This window comes from Flavobacterium selenitireducens (assembly GCF_014748335.1).
Lineage (GTDB): Bacteria > Bacteroidota > Bacteroidia > Flavobacteriales > Flavobacteriaceae > Flavobacterium > Flavobacterium selenitireducens.
The window spans coordinates 475,073-490,149 of sequence record NZ_JAAVIY010000001.1; the positions used below are offsets into that span (position 1 = coordinate 475,073).

Annotated in this window: 11 protein-coding genes; 6 read left to right on the top strand and 5 right to left on the bottom strand. The window is 48.7% G+C overall.

Going from position 1 to position 15,077, the window contains the following annotated elements; translation table 11 throughout:
- Nucleotides 1-12 precede the first annotated feature (12 nt).
- Both HC229_RS02100 and ligD read left to right on the top strand, forming a co-directional pair.
- The gene (locus HC229_RS02100; RefSeq protein ID WP_191018777.1) at nucleotides 13-1,602 is read left to right on the top strand and encodes an FAD-dependent oxidoreductase; all 1,590 of its coding nucleotides are present in this window, start codon (nucleotides 13-15) and stop codon (nucleotides 1,600-1,602) included.
- The gene (ligD, locus tag HC229_RS02105; RefSeq protein WP_191018778.1) at nucleotides 1,592-3,646 is read left to right on the top strand and encodes a DNA ligase D; all 2,055 of its coding nucleotides are present in this window, start codon (nucleotides 1,592-1,594) and stop codon (nucleotides 3,644-3,646) included. Before HC229_RS02100 ends, ligD begins: the two co-directional genes overlap by 11 nt.
- A 101-nt stretch (nucleotides 3,647-3,747) precedes the next feature.
- On the opposite strand, the gene HC229_RS02110 is transcribed toward ligD, so the two are convergent.
- The 4 genes from HC229_RS02110 to HC229_RS02125 all read right to left on the bottom strand — a co-directional run bounded on the left by HC229_RS02110 (nucleotide 3,748) and on the right by HC229_RS02125 (nucleotide 9,267).
- Nucleotides 3,748-4,548, bottom strand: a complete 801-nt coding sequence (locus tag HC229_RS02110; protein WP_191018779.1) for an SDR family NAD(P)-dependent oxidoreductase — start codon at nucleotides 4,546-4,548, stop codon at nucleotides 3,748-3,750.
- Between the two features lie 193 nt (nucleotides 4,549-4,741).
- Nucleotides 4,742-6,421, bottom strand: coding sequence for an FAD/NAD(P)-binding protein (locus HC229_RS02115; RefSeq protein WP_191018780.1), 1,680 nt, complete (start codon nucleotides 6,419-6,421; stop codon nucleotides 4,742-4,744).
- A gap of 322 nt (nucleotides 6,422-6,743) precedes the next feature.
- On the bottom strand, nucleotides 6,744-8,066 hold the full coding sequence (locus tag HC229_RS02120) for a hypothetical protein (RefSeq protein WP_191018781.1): 1,323 nt from the start codon (nucleotides 8,064-8,066) through the stop codon (nucleotides 6,744-6,746).
- 193 nt (nucleotides 8,067-8,259) lie between these two features.
- Nucleotides 8,260-9,267: an SDR family oxidoreductase gene (locus tag HC229_RS02125; protein WP_191018782.1), complete on the bottom strand. Its 1,008-nt coding sequence runs from the start codon at nucleotides 9,265-9,267 to the stop codon at nucleotides 8,260-8,262.
- Between the two features lie 415 nt (nucleotides 9,268-9,682).
- Here HC229_RS02125 and HC229_RS02130 point away from each other — a divergent pair, with 415 nt between their 5' ends.
- The 4 genes from HC229_RS02130 to HC229_RS02140 all read left to right on the top strand — a co-directional run bounded on the left by HC229_RS02130 (nucleotide 9,683) and on the right by HC229_RS02140 (nucleotide 12,506).
- Nucleotides 9,683-10,519, top strand: coding sequence for a helix-turn-helix transcriptional regulator (locus tag HC229_RS02130; RefSeq protein ID WP_191018783.1), 837 nt, complete (start codon nucleotides 9,683-9,685; stop codon nucleotides 10,517-10,519).
- Between the two features lie 102 nt (nucleotides 10,520-10,621).
- On the top strand, nucleotides 10,622-11,080 hold the full coding sequence (locus HC229_RS16755; RefSeq protein WP_408610240.1) for a MauE/DoxX family redox-associated membrane protein: 459 nt from the start codon (nucleotides 10,622-10,624) through the stop codon (nucleotides 11,078-11,080).
- A 16-nt stretch (nucleotides 11,081-11,096) separates the two neighbouring features.
- Nucleotides 11,097-12,149 carry a hypothetical protein gene (locus HC229_RS02135; RefSeq protein WP_191018784.1) on the top strand — a complete coding sequence of 351 codons (1,053 nt, stop codon included), beginning with the start codon at nucleotides 11,097-11,099 and terminating at the stop codon, nucleotides 12,147-12,149.
- An 81-nt stretch (nucleotides 12,150-12,230) separates the two neighbouring features.
- Nucleotides 12,231-12,506 carry a DUF6520 family protein gene (locus HC229_RS02140; protein WP_191018785.1) on the top strand — a complete coding sequence of 92 codons (276 nt, stop codon included), beginning with the start codon at nucleotides 12,231-12,233 and terminating at the stop codon, nucleotides 12,504-12,506.
- Nucleotides 12,507-12,559: 53 nt separating this feature from the next.
- Here the strand turns inward: HC229_RS02140 and HC229_RS02145 are convergent, their stop codons facing one another.
- Nucleotides 12,560-15,076, bottom strand: coding sequence for an alpha/beta hydrolase family protein (locus HC229_RS02145; RefSeq protein WP_223845512.1), 2,517 nt, complete (start codon nucleotides 15,074-15,076; stop codon nucleotides 12,560-12,562).
- Between the last annotated feature and the right edge of the window lies 1 nt (nucleotide 15,077).

Consider the following 15,077-nt stretch of genomic DNA (forward strand, 5'->3'; position numbering starts at 1 on the left):
AACCGAAGACACATGCAAACGAATCCACCTTTTGACAGTAACAAGACCGCCGGCCTTCACCAATCGTATTGGACTGAGACGGCACCATCCTTGGCGTTTGGATCGATTTCAGCCCATGTCGTCACGGAAGTGTTGGTCGTCGGGGCCGGAATTTCCGGACTTACGACTGCTTATTACCTCCTGAAAGCCGGCAAGCGCGTCGTAATTGTCGACGACGGGAACGCAGGCAGTGGGGAAACCGGCCGAACCACCGCTCATATTACGTGTGCCCTCGACGACCGCTACTACGACATCGAACGCATCTTCAGCAAGGAAGACGCTAGACTCGCAGCCGAAAGCCATACCGAGGCGATCCGCCAAATCGAAGCGATCGTAAGCCAGGAAGGTATCGACTGCAATTTCATGCATATCGACGGTTTTCTGTTCCGACACGAAACCGATCCGGCCAAAAACCTCGACAAGGAATTCGAGGCGACGCAACGAGCGGGAATTCCGACCGACTGGGCAGTTCCGCCAGGGATAGACGAAGTTCCGGAAAACCGCGCGATCCGGTTTCCTTCCCAGGCGCAATTCCACGCGATGCACTATTTGAATGGACTCGCCCGGGCCGTAGAAAGGCTCGGCGGCAAGATTTACACGCAAAGCAAGGCGACCGACATCACGTCGAAAGGCGCGAAAGTCAACGGATTCGATGTCGCTGCCGACCAAATCGTCGTGGCTACCAACAGTCCCAGCAACGACATTTTCGCGATGCACACCAAGCAGGCCCCATATCGAAGCTACGTCATCGGCGCCCGCATCAAGAAAGGCGCATTGCCGTATGCGTTGTGGTGGGACACGGGAGACCAGGAATCGAAATGGACCAGCTTTCCCTATCACTACGTCCGTTTGGAACCTCTCGACGACGCATACGACCTGCTTATCTCAGGAGGCGAAGACCACAAAACCGGACAGGCAGCGTCCGAAAACCTGCCCGAAGAAGATCGTTACACCAAGCTTGAAGCCTGGACACGCGGCTATTTCCCTCTAATCGAAGATGTCCGTTACCGCTGGTCCGGACAGGTTATGGAACCCGTTGACTGCCTCGCTTTCATCGGGCGAAATCCCGGAAACGACAACGTGTATATCGCAACCGGAGATTCGGGAAATGGCATTACGCATGGCACGATTGCGGGAAAATTGATTACGGACCTGATTGTCGGCAACCCAAATCCGTACGAAAAACTGTATGATCCTTCCCGTATATCCCTTTCGACCGCGAAAGATTTTATCTCCGAGCAGGCCAACGTAGCCAAACAATATGCGGATTGGTTTTCGAAAGAGGACCTCCAGGATGCCGAACAAATCGCTCCGGGACAAGGTGCGGTAATCGGTGGCAGGCTTGACAAAAAGGCGGCCTATCGCAACGATGACGGTACGCTTGAGGTGTTCAGTGCCGTTTGTCCTCACCTGGGTTGTATCGTAAGGTGGAACAATGACGAAAAAAGTTTCGACTGCCCTTGCCACGGTTCGCGATTCGATACGAAAGGCTGTGTGCTCAACGGCCCGGCAACGAGTGACCTGGAAAAACGGAACATGAAACCAGCATCGGATGGACAATAGCTCAACAAAGGCCAAATCGCTTCAAAGCAACCTCGCTTCGCTGTTGAAAGGAGCGACTGATGCGAAAATGCCGACCGGTATCAAACCCATGCTGGCGACCCTTACCGAGGCCCCTTTCGAAAATCCCGACTGGCGCTATGAGGTCAAGTGGGACGGTTATCGCGCCTTTGCCTACGTACAAAACGGACAGGTCGAACTTTCCTCCCGCAACAATAAATCGTTCAGCGAGAAATTTTACCCGATAACGGAATTGATGTCGAAATGGACGATCAATGTGGTGCTCGACGGGGAAGTTTTGGTCATCGGGAAAGAAGGCAAAGCCGATTTCGGGGCGCTCCAAAACTGGCGCAGCGAGGCCGACGGCGATTTGGTCTTTTATGCGTTCGACATTTTGTGGTACGACGGGAAAAATACGATGGAATTGCCGCTTTCCGAACGTCAGGCTATTCTGGCGGCCATTTTGCCGACAGGTGACGATCGCGTCCGGATCAGCAAAGTATTCGATACGAATGGACACGATTTCTTCGAGGCTGCCAAAAAAATGGGGCTCGAAGGCATCATGGCCAAAAAATCCGATTCGAAGTATCTGCCCGACAATCGGTCGAAAGCCTGGCTCAAGATCAAGGCCAACCAGCGACAGGAAGTCGTCATAGGCGGGTTTACGATCAACGAAGGAAGCAACAAAATGTTCAGTTCGCTGCTGCTCGGCGTTTACGAGGGAAAGAAACTGCAATACGTCGGTAAGGTGGGTACGGGTTTCAACGCTAAGATGCAACGCGAGATGATGGAAAAGTTCCGGGAATTGGTTACCGATAAGAATCCGTTCGAGGTCGTGCCGGACATCAACAAACCGTCGCGCTTCCGACCGAATCCGCCTAAAGCGACCGCTACCTGGCTCAAGCCCGAACTGGTCTGTGAGGTCAGTTTTACCGAAATTACCTCCGATGGCGTTTTCAGGCATCCGTCGTTCGAAGGCATGCGGAGCGACAAGAAAGCCAAAGAAGTCGTCCTGGAAACGGCCGTCCCTGTCGAAAAAGGGACCGGAACAAAAAAAACAAAGGCTTCCGCCCAGGCCAAAAAGCTGGTAACGGCCCCGAACGATGCCGGACGGAGGACGCTGCTGAATCCGAAAGAAGAAACCCAGGTCAGGAAAATCAACGGACACGATCTCAAATTCACCAACCTGAGTAAAGTGTACTGGCCCGAAGACGGTTTTACCAAACGCGACCTTTTTAATTATTACTACCAAATTGCCGACTATATCCTGCCGTATCTCAAAGACCGGCCGTTGTCGCTGAACCGTTTTCCCGGCGGCATCCACGGCAAGAGTTTCTACCAGAAAGACGTAAAAGACAAGGCACCCGACTGGGCAAAGACCTTCCCGTATACGACCAGTGACGGGGAAGACAAGGAATATCTGGTAGGCGACCAGGAAGATACGTTGCTCTGGATGGCCACGTTGGGCTGCATCGAAATGAACCCGTGGTTCAGCACCGTAAAGCACCCTGACCATCCCGATTATTGCGTAATCGATCTGGACCCGGACGAAAATACATTCGAACAAGTAATCGAGGTTGCGCAGGAAGTCAGGAAAATCCTGGACGCCATCGGCATTCCGGGCTATCCCAAGACGTCGGGCTCCACCGGGATCCATATCTACATCCCGCTCGGTGCCAAGTATTCGTACGACCAATCTCAAATGTTCGCCAAACTCATCGTTACCCTGATCCACAACCAGTTGAGCGATTTTACGAGCCTCGAGCGCCAGATCAAAAACCGGGGCGGGAAAATGTATCTCGATTTTCTGCAAAACCGTCCCGGGGCCACTATAGCCGGGCCCTATTCACTGCGACCGAAAATTGGGGCGACCGTTTCGATGCCGCTCGATTGGAGTGAAGTCAAGCCAGGGTTGAAGATGAGCGATTTTACCATTTCCAACGCCGTTGCGCGCGTAAAGTCGGTGGGTGATCTTTTCAAAGGGACGCTGGAAAAGGGTATCGATATGGAAAAAGCGCTTGTTCGCGCCCAGGAAATGCTCCAATAAAAAAAATCCCGACGAAATGCCGGGATTGATATCTGTTGCTGATTGTGCGTAAACTAAAGCTCGTCTGAAAAATTTCTGTAACGAAATCTCTTACGGGAATATCACTTTTGATCTTTTTCGGCAGGCTCCTGCATTTTTTTGAGTTGCTCGGCCTGTATGGTTGCCGGCGTGACGTTTCCAAGGGCGACCTGCACCTTGTTTTTTAAACCTGAAACCACTTTGTCTGAGCCGGACATCAGCGCCTCATAGCCGTCTTTGGCGACGTCAGCGGGATCGGCCATCGCATCCTTGTCCTGGGCGACCTTGCTCGAGAGCATGCCTGCCTTGTTGAAAAAGTCAGTATCGGTCACACCCGGAAGCAGGGCCGTTACGGTAATTTCGGTAGTTGACAACTCCGAACGCAAGCCTTCGGTAAACGATAACACGAAAGCTTTGGTAGCGTGGTAGACTGCTTGCCAAGGCCCGGGTGTCGTACCGGCGATCGAGGCTACGTTGAGGATTTTTCCGCTGTTGCGCCCCACCATTTCCGTGACGAAATGTTTGGTCAGGATGACCGTCGCTGCAATGTTGAGGTCGATGATCGCCAACTCCCTCTCGAGTTCATTGTCCTGGAACAAGCCATATGCGCCCTGTCCCGCGTTATTGACGAGGACATCGACCATTATGCCTTTCGATTGTACCTCATCGATGACCGCCTGTACCTGGTCTTTCTGAAACAGGTCTTTTGCGATTGTGACCACTTCGATTCCTTCGCTGCGAAACTCGGCCGCTTTGCGATCCAGTTCGTCCTTGTTTCTCGAGACGATGATCAGATTGTACTTATCCCTGGCAAAGAGTTTGGCAAGCTCATAACCTATCCCACTTGTGGCACCCGTGATCAGTGCGAATTTTGCATTTGACATATATTCGGTTTTTAATCGTTCGTAAATAGTATCGGAACTCCAAGTTAGCAATCGACAATGCAAAGCGCTTACACTTAAACCGGAAATGCTGGCAGGATAAATGCGATTCGGACATACGGCTTTGCATCCAATAGCCACGATCATGTCAGCCAATACCAAAATCGTGTTGGCGACATTATTTAATATCCCGAACCTAGGACGGAAGAAGCGTCTTGATTACCTTTTCTGATGCCGACTCGCAAAAGTCGAGGCCACTGTAATCCGGGTTATAGCCGCCGATATGCGGCACGGCCATGATGTAGAGATTGGGAATTGCCGCCCCGAAAATATCCGCTACCTGAAAATGGTCGTTGATCGCCGCACCCGGCACTTTTAAAAAGGCTTTATCGGCGTAGTAGAGTACATTATCGCGTGAGGCGGCATTTGCCTTATCTGCAAATTCCACCGTTGCCGGAGCAAGTAATTCGGCCTCGAGCAACCCTTTGAACGGAAAGGCTTCGATGGGCAAATGTGGCTGGCCGGTACAGTCGACGAAAGTCTGGTAATGCTGGCGTACCACGCGTCCGTCGCTTTGCGTAAAGGTTACGGTGGCGCCCGAATGCTCACCCGGTTCGATGGTTCCGTCCTCCCCGACCGCTATCAGCTCAAGCCGGCCCGACTTGTGCAGCGCCAGCAATTCCAGACAGGAGCTTTGCGGAATAAAGGCGATGATTAGCGATATAAGCGGCATCAGTACTTTTTGGAGCCTCAGCATGTCCTCGGCACAAAAATATTTGGCTGGCGGATTCAGTGTGAAACTCAGCACGGCCAACTGCTCTTTCCAAAGAATCGATTCTTTCCGACGAATCGATTTTTCGGCCTGCTCGTACTCGGCTTCAAGCAAAACGAACGGATCGAGCGCCTCGCGAAGTTCCATCATCTTGTCTACGAACGCTTCCAGCGAGAGGTCTTTTATCTGGGCATAGAAGCCAGGATCCTTGTCCTTGAACAATTCCTTGAAGTTTTTTTCGAAGACAAAGTCAAGCGAGATGAAATTGTTGTTGTTTTGGCGGTGTTCGGCGATTTCTGCTTCGCTCAGTACGGACTGGCGGAACAAGTGCGGGTCTTCCAAATGAAACCGGACGGCAGGCAGGAAACCGTTCCTTGTGTGCAGCACCATCTTAAAGTCGTTGCAGTCTTTATTGACCGCATATCGCAACCTGTTTCCGTCTTTGAAAAATTCACCGTTGTGACGCGACAGCGTGCGTATGGCGTCGATGGCGGTCAGCGACGCTCCTTTGATTCCTACGGTGTGGTTGATTTGAAGCGCGAGTTTGGAAGGAGGATAAGGCGAGTCGAAATAACCCGAAGGCAATGAGACATGCGGTGGCCAGAAATGTCCCGAGCAAATTATGGTGTCGGTCGCCACGAAGTCGCCCTTATCCGTTACGATTTTGAACAAACCTTTCTTTTGGGGCAGGATATCGTGCACCGCTGTGTTGAGGTGAACGTCTGTTTTAATTCCTATTTGGGCCGCTTTTTCAAGAAAAATATCGAATTGGTCCGATAGATAGCGCCCAAACAACAGTCGTGGAAAAACTTTGTACGCGCTGAAATTTTGTGGATCGATGTCGTATCGCTCCAGGACGGATGCCGGAGCCGAGCGCAGCCATTCGAGCATCCCCTGGTAAATTTCGGGGATTTCATTTGCCGAAACATTGGTGACGTGCTCCGGATTGGCGCCTGCCGCGCTGTATGGAAGACCCGCGCCGAGCCGATCGTTTTTTTCAAAAATGGCAACCCTGACCTGGTTGTTCCCGGATTCGACGATCCGCTTAAACATAAACATTGCCGCAGGGCCACCTCCTATGATGGCGATATCTTTGGTATTCATGTGACGAAAATAGCCACTTTGTCTCTACCGTCCTTTTTTACATCCCCACTTTTATTTGCATAATTCGCTTGAGAACACGAATCACCGGGTAATGTCATCATCGTAAAAATATTCGCGAAAGTGAGCGCCGGAACAAAGAAAGTATTACCGTTACCCAATCCAGCGGGTTGGTTGCGGTGTGAATAAGGTCATTGTTTGATCAGGAAAATTCATCCGCACTTAAAACCGATTTGTTTTCCTCCGCCAGTTGGAAAAACTACAACGGCATATTTGCTGAATGGCTTACTGGTAACAACAGTAAACAACTTGAAAAAACAACTGCTTACTTTTTGACCGCAGAAGTCGCGAATCCAAAATTCAGCCCGCCTAACGCGATGATATTGTTCACCTCGCTGAAGTTCTTCCCGAACGTCGCGGACAGGAATACGTTGTCAAATATCTTGTACTTCCCTATTGCCGCCAGCCTGAAGTCGGGTTTTGAATCGACGGTAAGATTGAATCGCTGTATGTATTCGAGCCCCAATGTGAATTTTTCGACCTCATAATTATAGCGGACACCGACATCGCCAAGCTTGACGCTTTCCTGGTAGCCATCGAGGATCTCATTGCCGAGATAGCGGATCATGCCTGTAAAACTATTTTTTTCGCTCACATATCGATTGAAATTGACCCAAACGCCCCAACGCGAAAGCAGCACATCGTCGAATGACTGGTTATTGGTTATTCCCGTGATCGCCGCTGCGAAATCGATCGAAAATATGGGATGTTCCAGTATGTTCAGATAGCGCGTCCGTAGTTCGGCGATTTTTTCGCTGTTCCCATCCAAATCTTCGGCGGCCAGCGAATTGATTGTTTTGAGCAAGTCGGTTGCCGTTGCGATGGAATCCTTGTTCCTATGCTCGAACAACCGGGCGCGCAGGCCGGCACTGACCCTTGTCGTATCGTTACCTTTGAGGGTTGCCCCGGACACCGAAATATGCCTCCAAACATAGTCTTGGTTGTTTTCTAGGATTTTCTTGGCCGTCAATTTCGGATGGTCAAAAAGCCAGTATGGGGCGAATTCAAGGGCACCGCCTCCGTTGCTGAGCATCCCGAGCAAACTCGCGCTCACACCTTGGGGCGTCGACGGCTTGGCAATCGATTCCGGCGTTTTGTCAAGCAGGATGAGTCCGGGAGAAGCGGGTGTTTCGAGGTCCTTCAATTCGACGGTTCCCTGTGCCCAAAGAGCGCTCGTCACACCTAAAAGACATAGCAGCATTTTTAATTTGAACAGATATTCTCCCTTAAAGCGAGCGAATCCGTCACTGGAATATTTGCCCTTATCTTCTGTATCCTCATTCAACTGAACGCCATCCTGGTTCGTGAACTTTGTGGTAACGATGGCCCGTGGCCCCATTAATTTAACAACGTTGTGCACCACTTTGTACGTCTTATCCTGCAGGGCGCCTGCCAATCCCAACGAAATTTTTGGCATCAATGCGCCGGAGTGGATTTTTTTGGTGCCGTCGAATAATTGATGTCCGCCGGCATCGCCGTTGCCGATTTCGGCTTCGATAAAGATTTCATCGGTTTCGCTTTCTAAAAAAACGATGCGCGGATTGGGTTTCGATTCGTGTTCTTCAATAGTTAGTGTAGCTTTTGCCATGACTGAATGTTTTTTGGTTTTATCAAATGTAAACTACTGAAAATCAAAAAACAATCGCTGAAATCAGGTATATTCACAACGCGTCAAAGCACCTCATTTATCTTGTCAGCCGCCGCAACTCCGTAGCGCAACTGCCCGGGCGGCAAAATACTGTCCAGCCAAAAAAAAAGCCCGGAAATTTCCAGGCGTTTTATCAGGGATTACCAGAGCCGCCGCTGGCTCCGTAAATCTGTCCGGTGGCATAACTGGCATCATGGGCGGCCAGTTGTACATAAATCGAGGCGAGTTCAACGGGTTGGCCCGGCCTGCCCATGGGTGTCTGTCCTCCGAATTGTTTGAGCTTCTCCATCGTCGCGCCTCCGCTGACCTGTAGCGGTGTCCAGATCGGGCCTGGTGCAACGCCGTTTACCCGTATGCCTTTAGGGCCTAACTGTTTGGCCAAAGATTTTACGGAATTCATGTTGGCAGCCTTTGTCTGGGCATAATCGTGCAGTTCCGCCGACGGGTCGTAGGCCTGCTCCGAAGTCGTCACGATGATCGCCGCACCGGGACGCAAGTGTGGCAATGCGGCCTTGGTGATCCAAAAAGGCGCGTACACGTTCGTTTTCATCGTGGCATCAAAATCTTCAGACGATATGTCGAGAATGGATTCACGCGTTTGCTGACGCGCGGCATTGTTTACAAGAATGTCAAGACCGCCAAGCCCTTTCACGGCCTCGTCGACCAGTCGCTTGCAAAAAACCTCATCGCGAAGGTCACCGGGAATCGCGACGGCTTTTCGCCCTTCGGCCTTGATGAGCTGGACGACTTCTCTGGCATCCTCTTCTTCGGTCGGATAATAATTGATGGCTACATCGGCACCTTCCCGTGCAAAAGCAATGGCAGCGGCGCGACCCATTCCCGAATCGCCACCGGTGACAAGCGCCTTTCTCCCTTTGAGCCTGCCCGATCCTTTATAGCTCTTCTCGCCATGATCCGGCCTGGGTTCCATTTTTGACGCAAGGCCCGGCCACGGCTGGGATTGTTCCTTGAACGGCGGACGCGGATATTTTGAGGTAGGGTCATCGGGCAAGGCAGCGGCAAAATCGTCACTGTCCGGTAACTCGGAAGCGGATGCAACAGGGTTCACGAGCGTTGTGGCCACGATGGCGCCCATTCCGGTAAGCGCTTTTCGCCTGGATATAGCGTTGGTATTTTTCATGGTGTTGGTATTTAATTTGGGAAGCAAAATAATTGGAATTGAAGGTAACCGCGTTACACAAGTTTTTCCACTTGTGCTACTTTTTTGCACTACCGCTCTGTTTACCTTTCGCAAATGCAACTCCCGTTGCAATTTTGTGTCAAAACTCTCGCAAAAAAATATTTGACACAAAATCTGTGTCACCTGTACTTTTTTTTTCATTTTGACACAAAATTTAATATCAACACATTTCCTTTTTTCGAGACGACGAACAGACACAAGATCGCCCCCGCCATACTATCATTCCCATAATAGCTGACTTCGTCCATTGCATTAATAACACTCCCAAATTGCCCGTAATTTTTCCCTAATTGACAAGACGATTTGCGAATAGCCTTTTTATTTTGATGAACTTTACTTAAAACTTTGCAAACCAATGTCGCGTTCAGGGTCAATACACACCATTGAAGGTTTCGAGCGTTGTTTATTTGAAACGGCCTGCCGTCAGTTTAAGGACTGCCGGTCCAACGATTGGTCCGATTCAAATACTATTGTAATGTTCGACAGCGTCGGCTCTGGTAAGTCGGAATCTAAATTCGAATTACTGACATTCATACTCGATCGAGAGTTTCGTATAGAAAGCGCCTCCGAGCAAATTGGATTTCACACACTTTCCATATTGAAAATGCCCTTTTACGAACTGATCGCGACCGAGTCTAAAGCTTTTTGGTCAGCATTGGAAGCGCACATTGTAGCGCGCAAGTATTTCTCCGGTACATTCCAGATCACTTTTGTATCTCAACAAAAAACACTTCGTCCCGCCTTGTGCTCGATAACCCGATTGGGAAATAGCGGACGGACGGTAATCATGGGGATTTTTGTGAACTGCCACCACGCTCTTATGATGGAACCGGTGGTACCCAAAAACACTGTCAACGAGGAACGGCTTCGTATTGAAAATCTCTACCATTATATTTTTGACAACCTCGACGGTCAGCTGCCATCGACGCGGGAGCTGGCCAGGCTGTTCGGCACGAATGATCACACCCTGAAAGAGGGATTTCGCAAGATGTTCGGCACTAGCATCTACCAATTCTACCTTGCTGAAAAATTAAAGCGCGCCCATTTATATATCGAGCAGAGCACGATACCGTTGCACAAAATCGCCAATGATCTTGGATTCGGCACGTATGGGAATTTTACCAAAGCGTTCCGGAAAAAATACGGATACACGCCTTCGGCGGTAAAACGTTGGGAAGATACTGCATTTTGATGCGGCACCCATAATGTCCAATTTTGCACCCTCTTTTTTCCCGATTTGAACTTGAATCCATTTTTGGCAATCGGAACTTTACCAATATTAAAATGAGATTCCATGTTAAAACGAGAAAGGTTAACACGTCTATTTACTGACCTGGTTTGCTCGCTTTACACCTTACTTTTTGTGTATGCAGCATTGAGCAAACTACTTGATTACAAAACATTCATGCTGCAATTAGGTCAATCTCCAATGCTAAGCGCTTTCGCAAACTGGATTTCCTGGTTGGTGCCCTCACTGGAAATAGTGATCGCATTATTACTTTTTATCCCAAGGTTTAAATTGACGGCGTTGTTTGCCGCATATATACTGATGTCGATGTTCACTGCATACATTTACATCCTGCTTAACTACAGTTCCTTTGTCCCCTGCTCTTGTGGAGGAATATTAGACTCGCTGACATGGTCGCAACATATGGCCTTCAATCTCGCATTCGCTCTACTAGCGGTGATTGCCATCCTAGCCTACCCGTACCATAATTCTATGAAACTCCGAAACTATGCAGCTTCGATCTAAAATAATCATTTTGGTTATGGGTGCCTTAGGCGCAGTAGCCACGGTAGCAGGATTGTTCGGAATATCAGAACGAATAATCCATCACCAAAACAATTTCGTAAGGCGCTTTCCACACCATGTGGCGTTTGAAAAAAGCAAGATCGACTTGGTATACAACTCTTACTATTTTGCTGGTTTCGAAAACGGCAAAGCGTATCTCGGGAATTCCACGACTCCGCTTTACATAACGGTAGTTGATTTGAAAACCGGGATTCTTAAAAAATATCAGATCAAGGTAGATGGAAACGAAGTGAAACTTAAAGCGCCCCGGATCAGAATACGTGGAGATGTGTTTTATTTATACGAGGGTTCTGCCCCTTATATTTTCAGAGGGAGCACAAAGGACTGGAAAGGAAATTTAATCTCGAATTCAGGAAAACGATTCACTATTCTTGAACCTACGAATACTACAAACATAGCCCTCCGCTTTGAGAAAAGCGGCAATGGAGAAGGACTTCTGGGCAGGCTTAACACGGAAAAAACGGAAGACCTTTATTTTGCAGAGAATTTGCTCGAAGCACAATTCGACGCTTTTTTCGATACCGATGGTTGTTTGACTTATGACAGGAAAACCGCCAGGCTGATATACACCTATTTCTACCGAAACCAATTTATTGTCGCCAGCGACGATCTTACCTTGGAATTCCGCGGCAATACTATCGACACAATATCCAAAGCCCAAATACATCTTGCAACATTGAAGGACGGCAGAAAAACATTCGCAAGACCTCCGCTTACCGTTAATCGCATTACGGCAGCCGACGGAGGATTATTGTTTGTGAACTCTATGTTACCCGGTCAATTTGAGAACGACGCACTTTGGAAACAGGCAAGCATCGTAGATGTCTATGACCTTAAAGAGCAGACATACCGCTCAAGTTTCCCAATTTATCACGTGAACGGCAAAAAGATGAGAGCTATGCTCGTAGATGGAACAGAGCTTTATGCACTTATCGAAAACCAATTGGTTCGTTATGGATTGAGAGAGAATCTTAAAGCTACTACTAAGAATGAAAAAACGGGCGGATAAACTGCCCTAGATATACCGGCCAGTATCAGGGGATGATCGAAAACCTGGAAAAGAGTAGATCGCAACCACAAATTTATAATTATGAAAACTACTTTGAAAGGCATTGTTATGCCTGTGGCCACCCTTGTACTGGGTGCTGCCGGAGCTTTCGCAACGACCTCAATGGCAAGCGATGAAGCGCCTACCATTATCACCGGGCGCTATTATGTGAGCAGTGCAGATCCCTGCCATCTGTCTGACGTCGAGTGTACCGATGTGTTCAACGACAATGGTGCTTGTACAAGCCCACAGGGAACACTTTGGAAAATGGACTCCCCTGTAACGTGTCCATTGCCGTTGTATAAAATACAACCGTAACACATTCATTAAAGCAATGCAGCGCCAATGAGCGCTGCATTGTCATTTATGGGTTAATGGGGATTCGTCCAGGCGGGCTTCAAACCTCCCTTTAGATAAAAATCAAACCATTGACCCGCTTTGACCGTAACGTCCATTTGTCCGGCAGCATGACCGAAAACGTGAGACTCGCCGGGATAAATCAGCATAACACTCTCTTTTCGAAGGCGGCGCATGGCCAGATGCAATTCCATTGTTTGGCTGACTCCGACCTGAAAGTCATTCTGTCCGACATAAAGCAACAAAGGCGTTTTTACCTTCGCCGCATGCGTTATTGGCGAATTGTCAAAATACCCTTGGGTGTCCTCAAAAAAGCTTTTTCCCATACGCATTTGATTTTCTTCGAAACGCCAGAAATTTGTATTATGGCCTGCGGCGTTTTCCGTGAGATAGCAATTTGCGAGATCTGAAACACCTGCACCTGATACCGCCGCTGCGAACAGTCGTGTTTGCGTGATGATGAAGTTGGTTTCGTAACCCCCAAAAGAATGCCCCATCAGGCCTACTCTATCCCTATCGACGGGAAATTTTTCCAAAACGGAGGCAGTTGCGTTCACAACGCATGTCGTGGCCGAGAAGCCAGGCTCACCAATAATGTAATCGATATCAGGAAAGAGCACAAAATAATCCCGACTGGTGTAGTAAGTAGTATTAAATGCCGCAGGGTTCCGCAGCGATGGATTTACAAATGCACGTCGCCGATGGCTTTGTTGTTCATATACATTTACTATCATAGGGTAGCTGCGGGCCGGGTCGTAATCAAACGGGAAGCAAAGGACACCTTTCAGCTTGCCGTGGTTTCCGTGAAATTCTATTGTTTCAGATTTGGACCACTTGTAGCGGGCAAATTGCGGGTTTGACTGAACAATTACAGTTTTTGAATGTGTGTCAGACAGCACGAGCGACGGCGGCATATCGGAATCCTCTTCAAGATAACTGAAGGCTTTACCGCCCGAGGAAAGCTTCATCTCAGAAATCCGCTTATCGCGATAAACCAAACATCTCGTTTGCCCGTCTTGATTAGTCACGAAATAGCCCGATTGTTGATGGTCGGGTGTATTGGCACGAAGAAGGAGTGGGTTTTTAAAGGAAACGAGTTTGCTTCTGGTATCCAGGCGGAAATTCACGCCGGGCAACTCAGGGGAAATTCTTTTCACCTGGGTCCCGTTAGGATGAACCCGCCAAACGCTGAGCCCGTCAGATAAAAGCACCGCTTTTTCATTCTCTTCCCATGCTACGAAGCGCAGCTGATCCTTTAACGCGGCGAATTCCTTTATTTTATCGATTCGCGCAGTAGTTCCTGTAGCCACATGGATGATATAACCCAACCCATCATTAAAGTATGCTATATGGTTTCCATTGGGACCAGGAACAAAAAGATTTAACCCGTCCGATTGGTTCTTCACCAACAGTTCGCTTTTCCCGTTTGTAAAATCAATAAGATAAATATCGCGGTAATTGTCAGTGCGAAAAGAAAGCTTATACCCCTGTTCTTCGTAACCCAAGCCGTATTTATTTGCTGACAACATGTCTATAGAACGAAATCGGGCGTCCAGCTCAATTATTTTGTCAGTTACCGGTTGCCATACAAACCAGTAATGTCGATTGGTTGCTATGCCCGACCGGGCACTTTCAAGTCGCGTATCGTGTGCATTCCAGATATGAGGGATATCCTTTGCTGGCTTCTCAGAAGTTTGGTTGGCTGTCGTCGTAAATAGAATATGCTTACCATCGTCAGATACCACCAGATGATTTACGTAAAATGCATCAATCTTGCGGTTAAATCTGTCTAAGGCCGTCGATTCCAGTACCGCCTTTTTTTTGGATTTCACATCAAACAGGGTAAGATTTTTAGGAGGTGTCTTTTCGTCGGGTTTCAGAGTAAATGCCACTGTATTACTTTTCCTATTCCAGGTGAGATTGGCAAACAGTCCTTGGTCAGCCTTTGCCATAATTTGGAGGTCTCGTAATTTGTCGACGAGGACTAAACCGGCAATTACTTTCTCGTCACTCTTTTGGCAAAAGGCAACGGCGTTTTTGTTGGGACTTAGCGTCACACTGGCAATGTTTTCGATTTTTTGAATGAGTACGCCATCCAAAGACCGCAACAGAACACAAGAAATACCGCCTTTTTTGTTCGTTGTGAGCATCAAATACCCTTCTCCTGAAAGCACCTCGATGGCCGATATGTTTTCCTCCTCCCATTTTACACCTGTGATAAGATCATACATAACGAAGGCGCCCGTAGACGATAAGCTATAAAAGTGGCCCTCCCCAACGAACTTTCCGGAATTATGTCCTGGCAGCACAAATCCTTTTCCCGTGCGGGCGTGCTTTAAAAATAAACTGTCTTTCCCTTGAACATACGATAGCGTATAAGTTGTCCAGATGCCCGACGGCGATAGTTCCCCATTTGAAAGCGTTGCCCATTTGTCGTATTCCTCCTGTGTGGGCAGCAAAGCCTTTGCAGCCTGTCCTAATACCGGACAGGCACACAAAAGCCCCAAAAAACTAACCCAACTAAATATCATG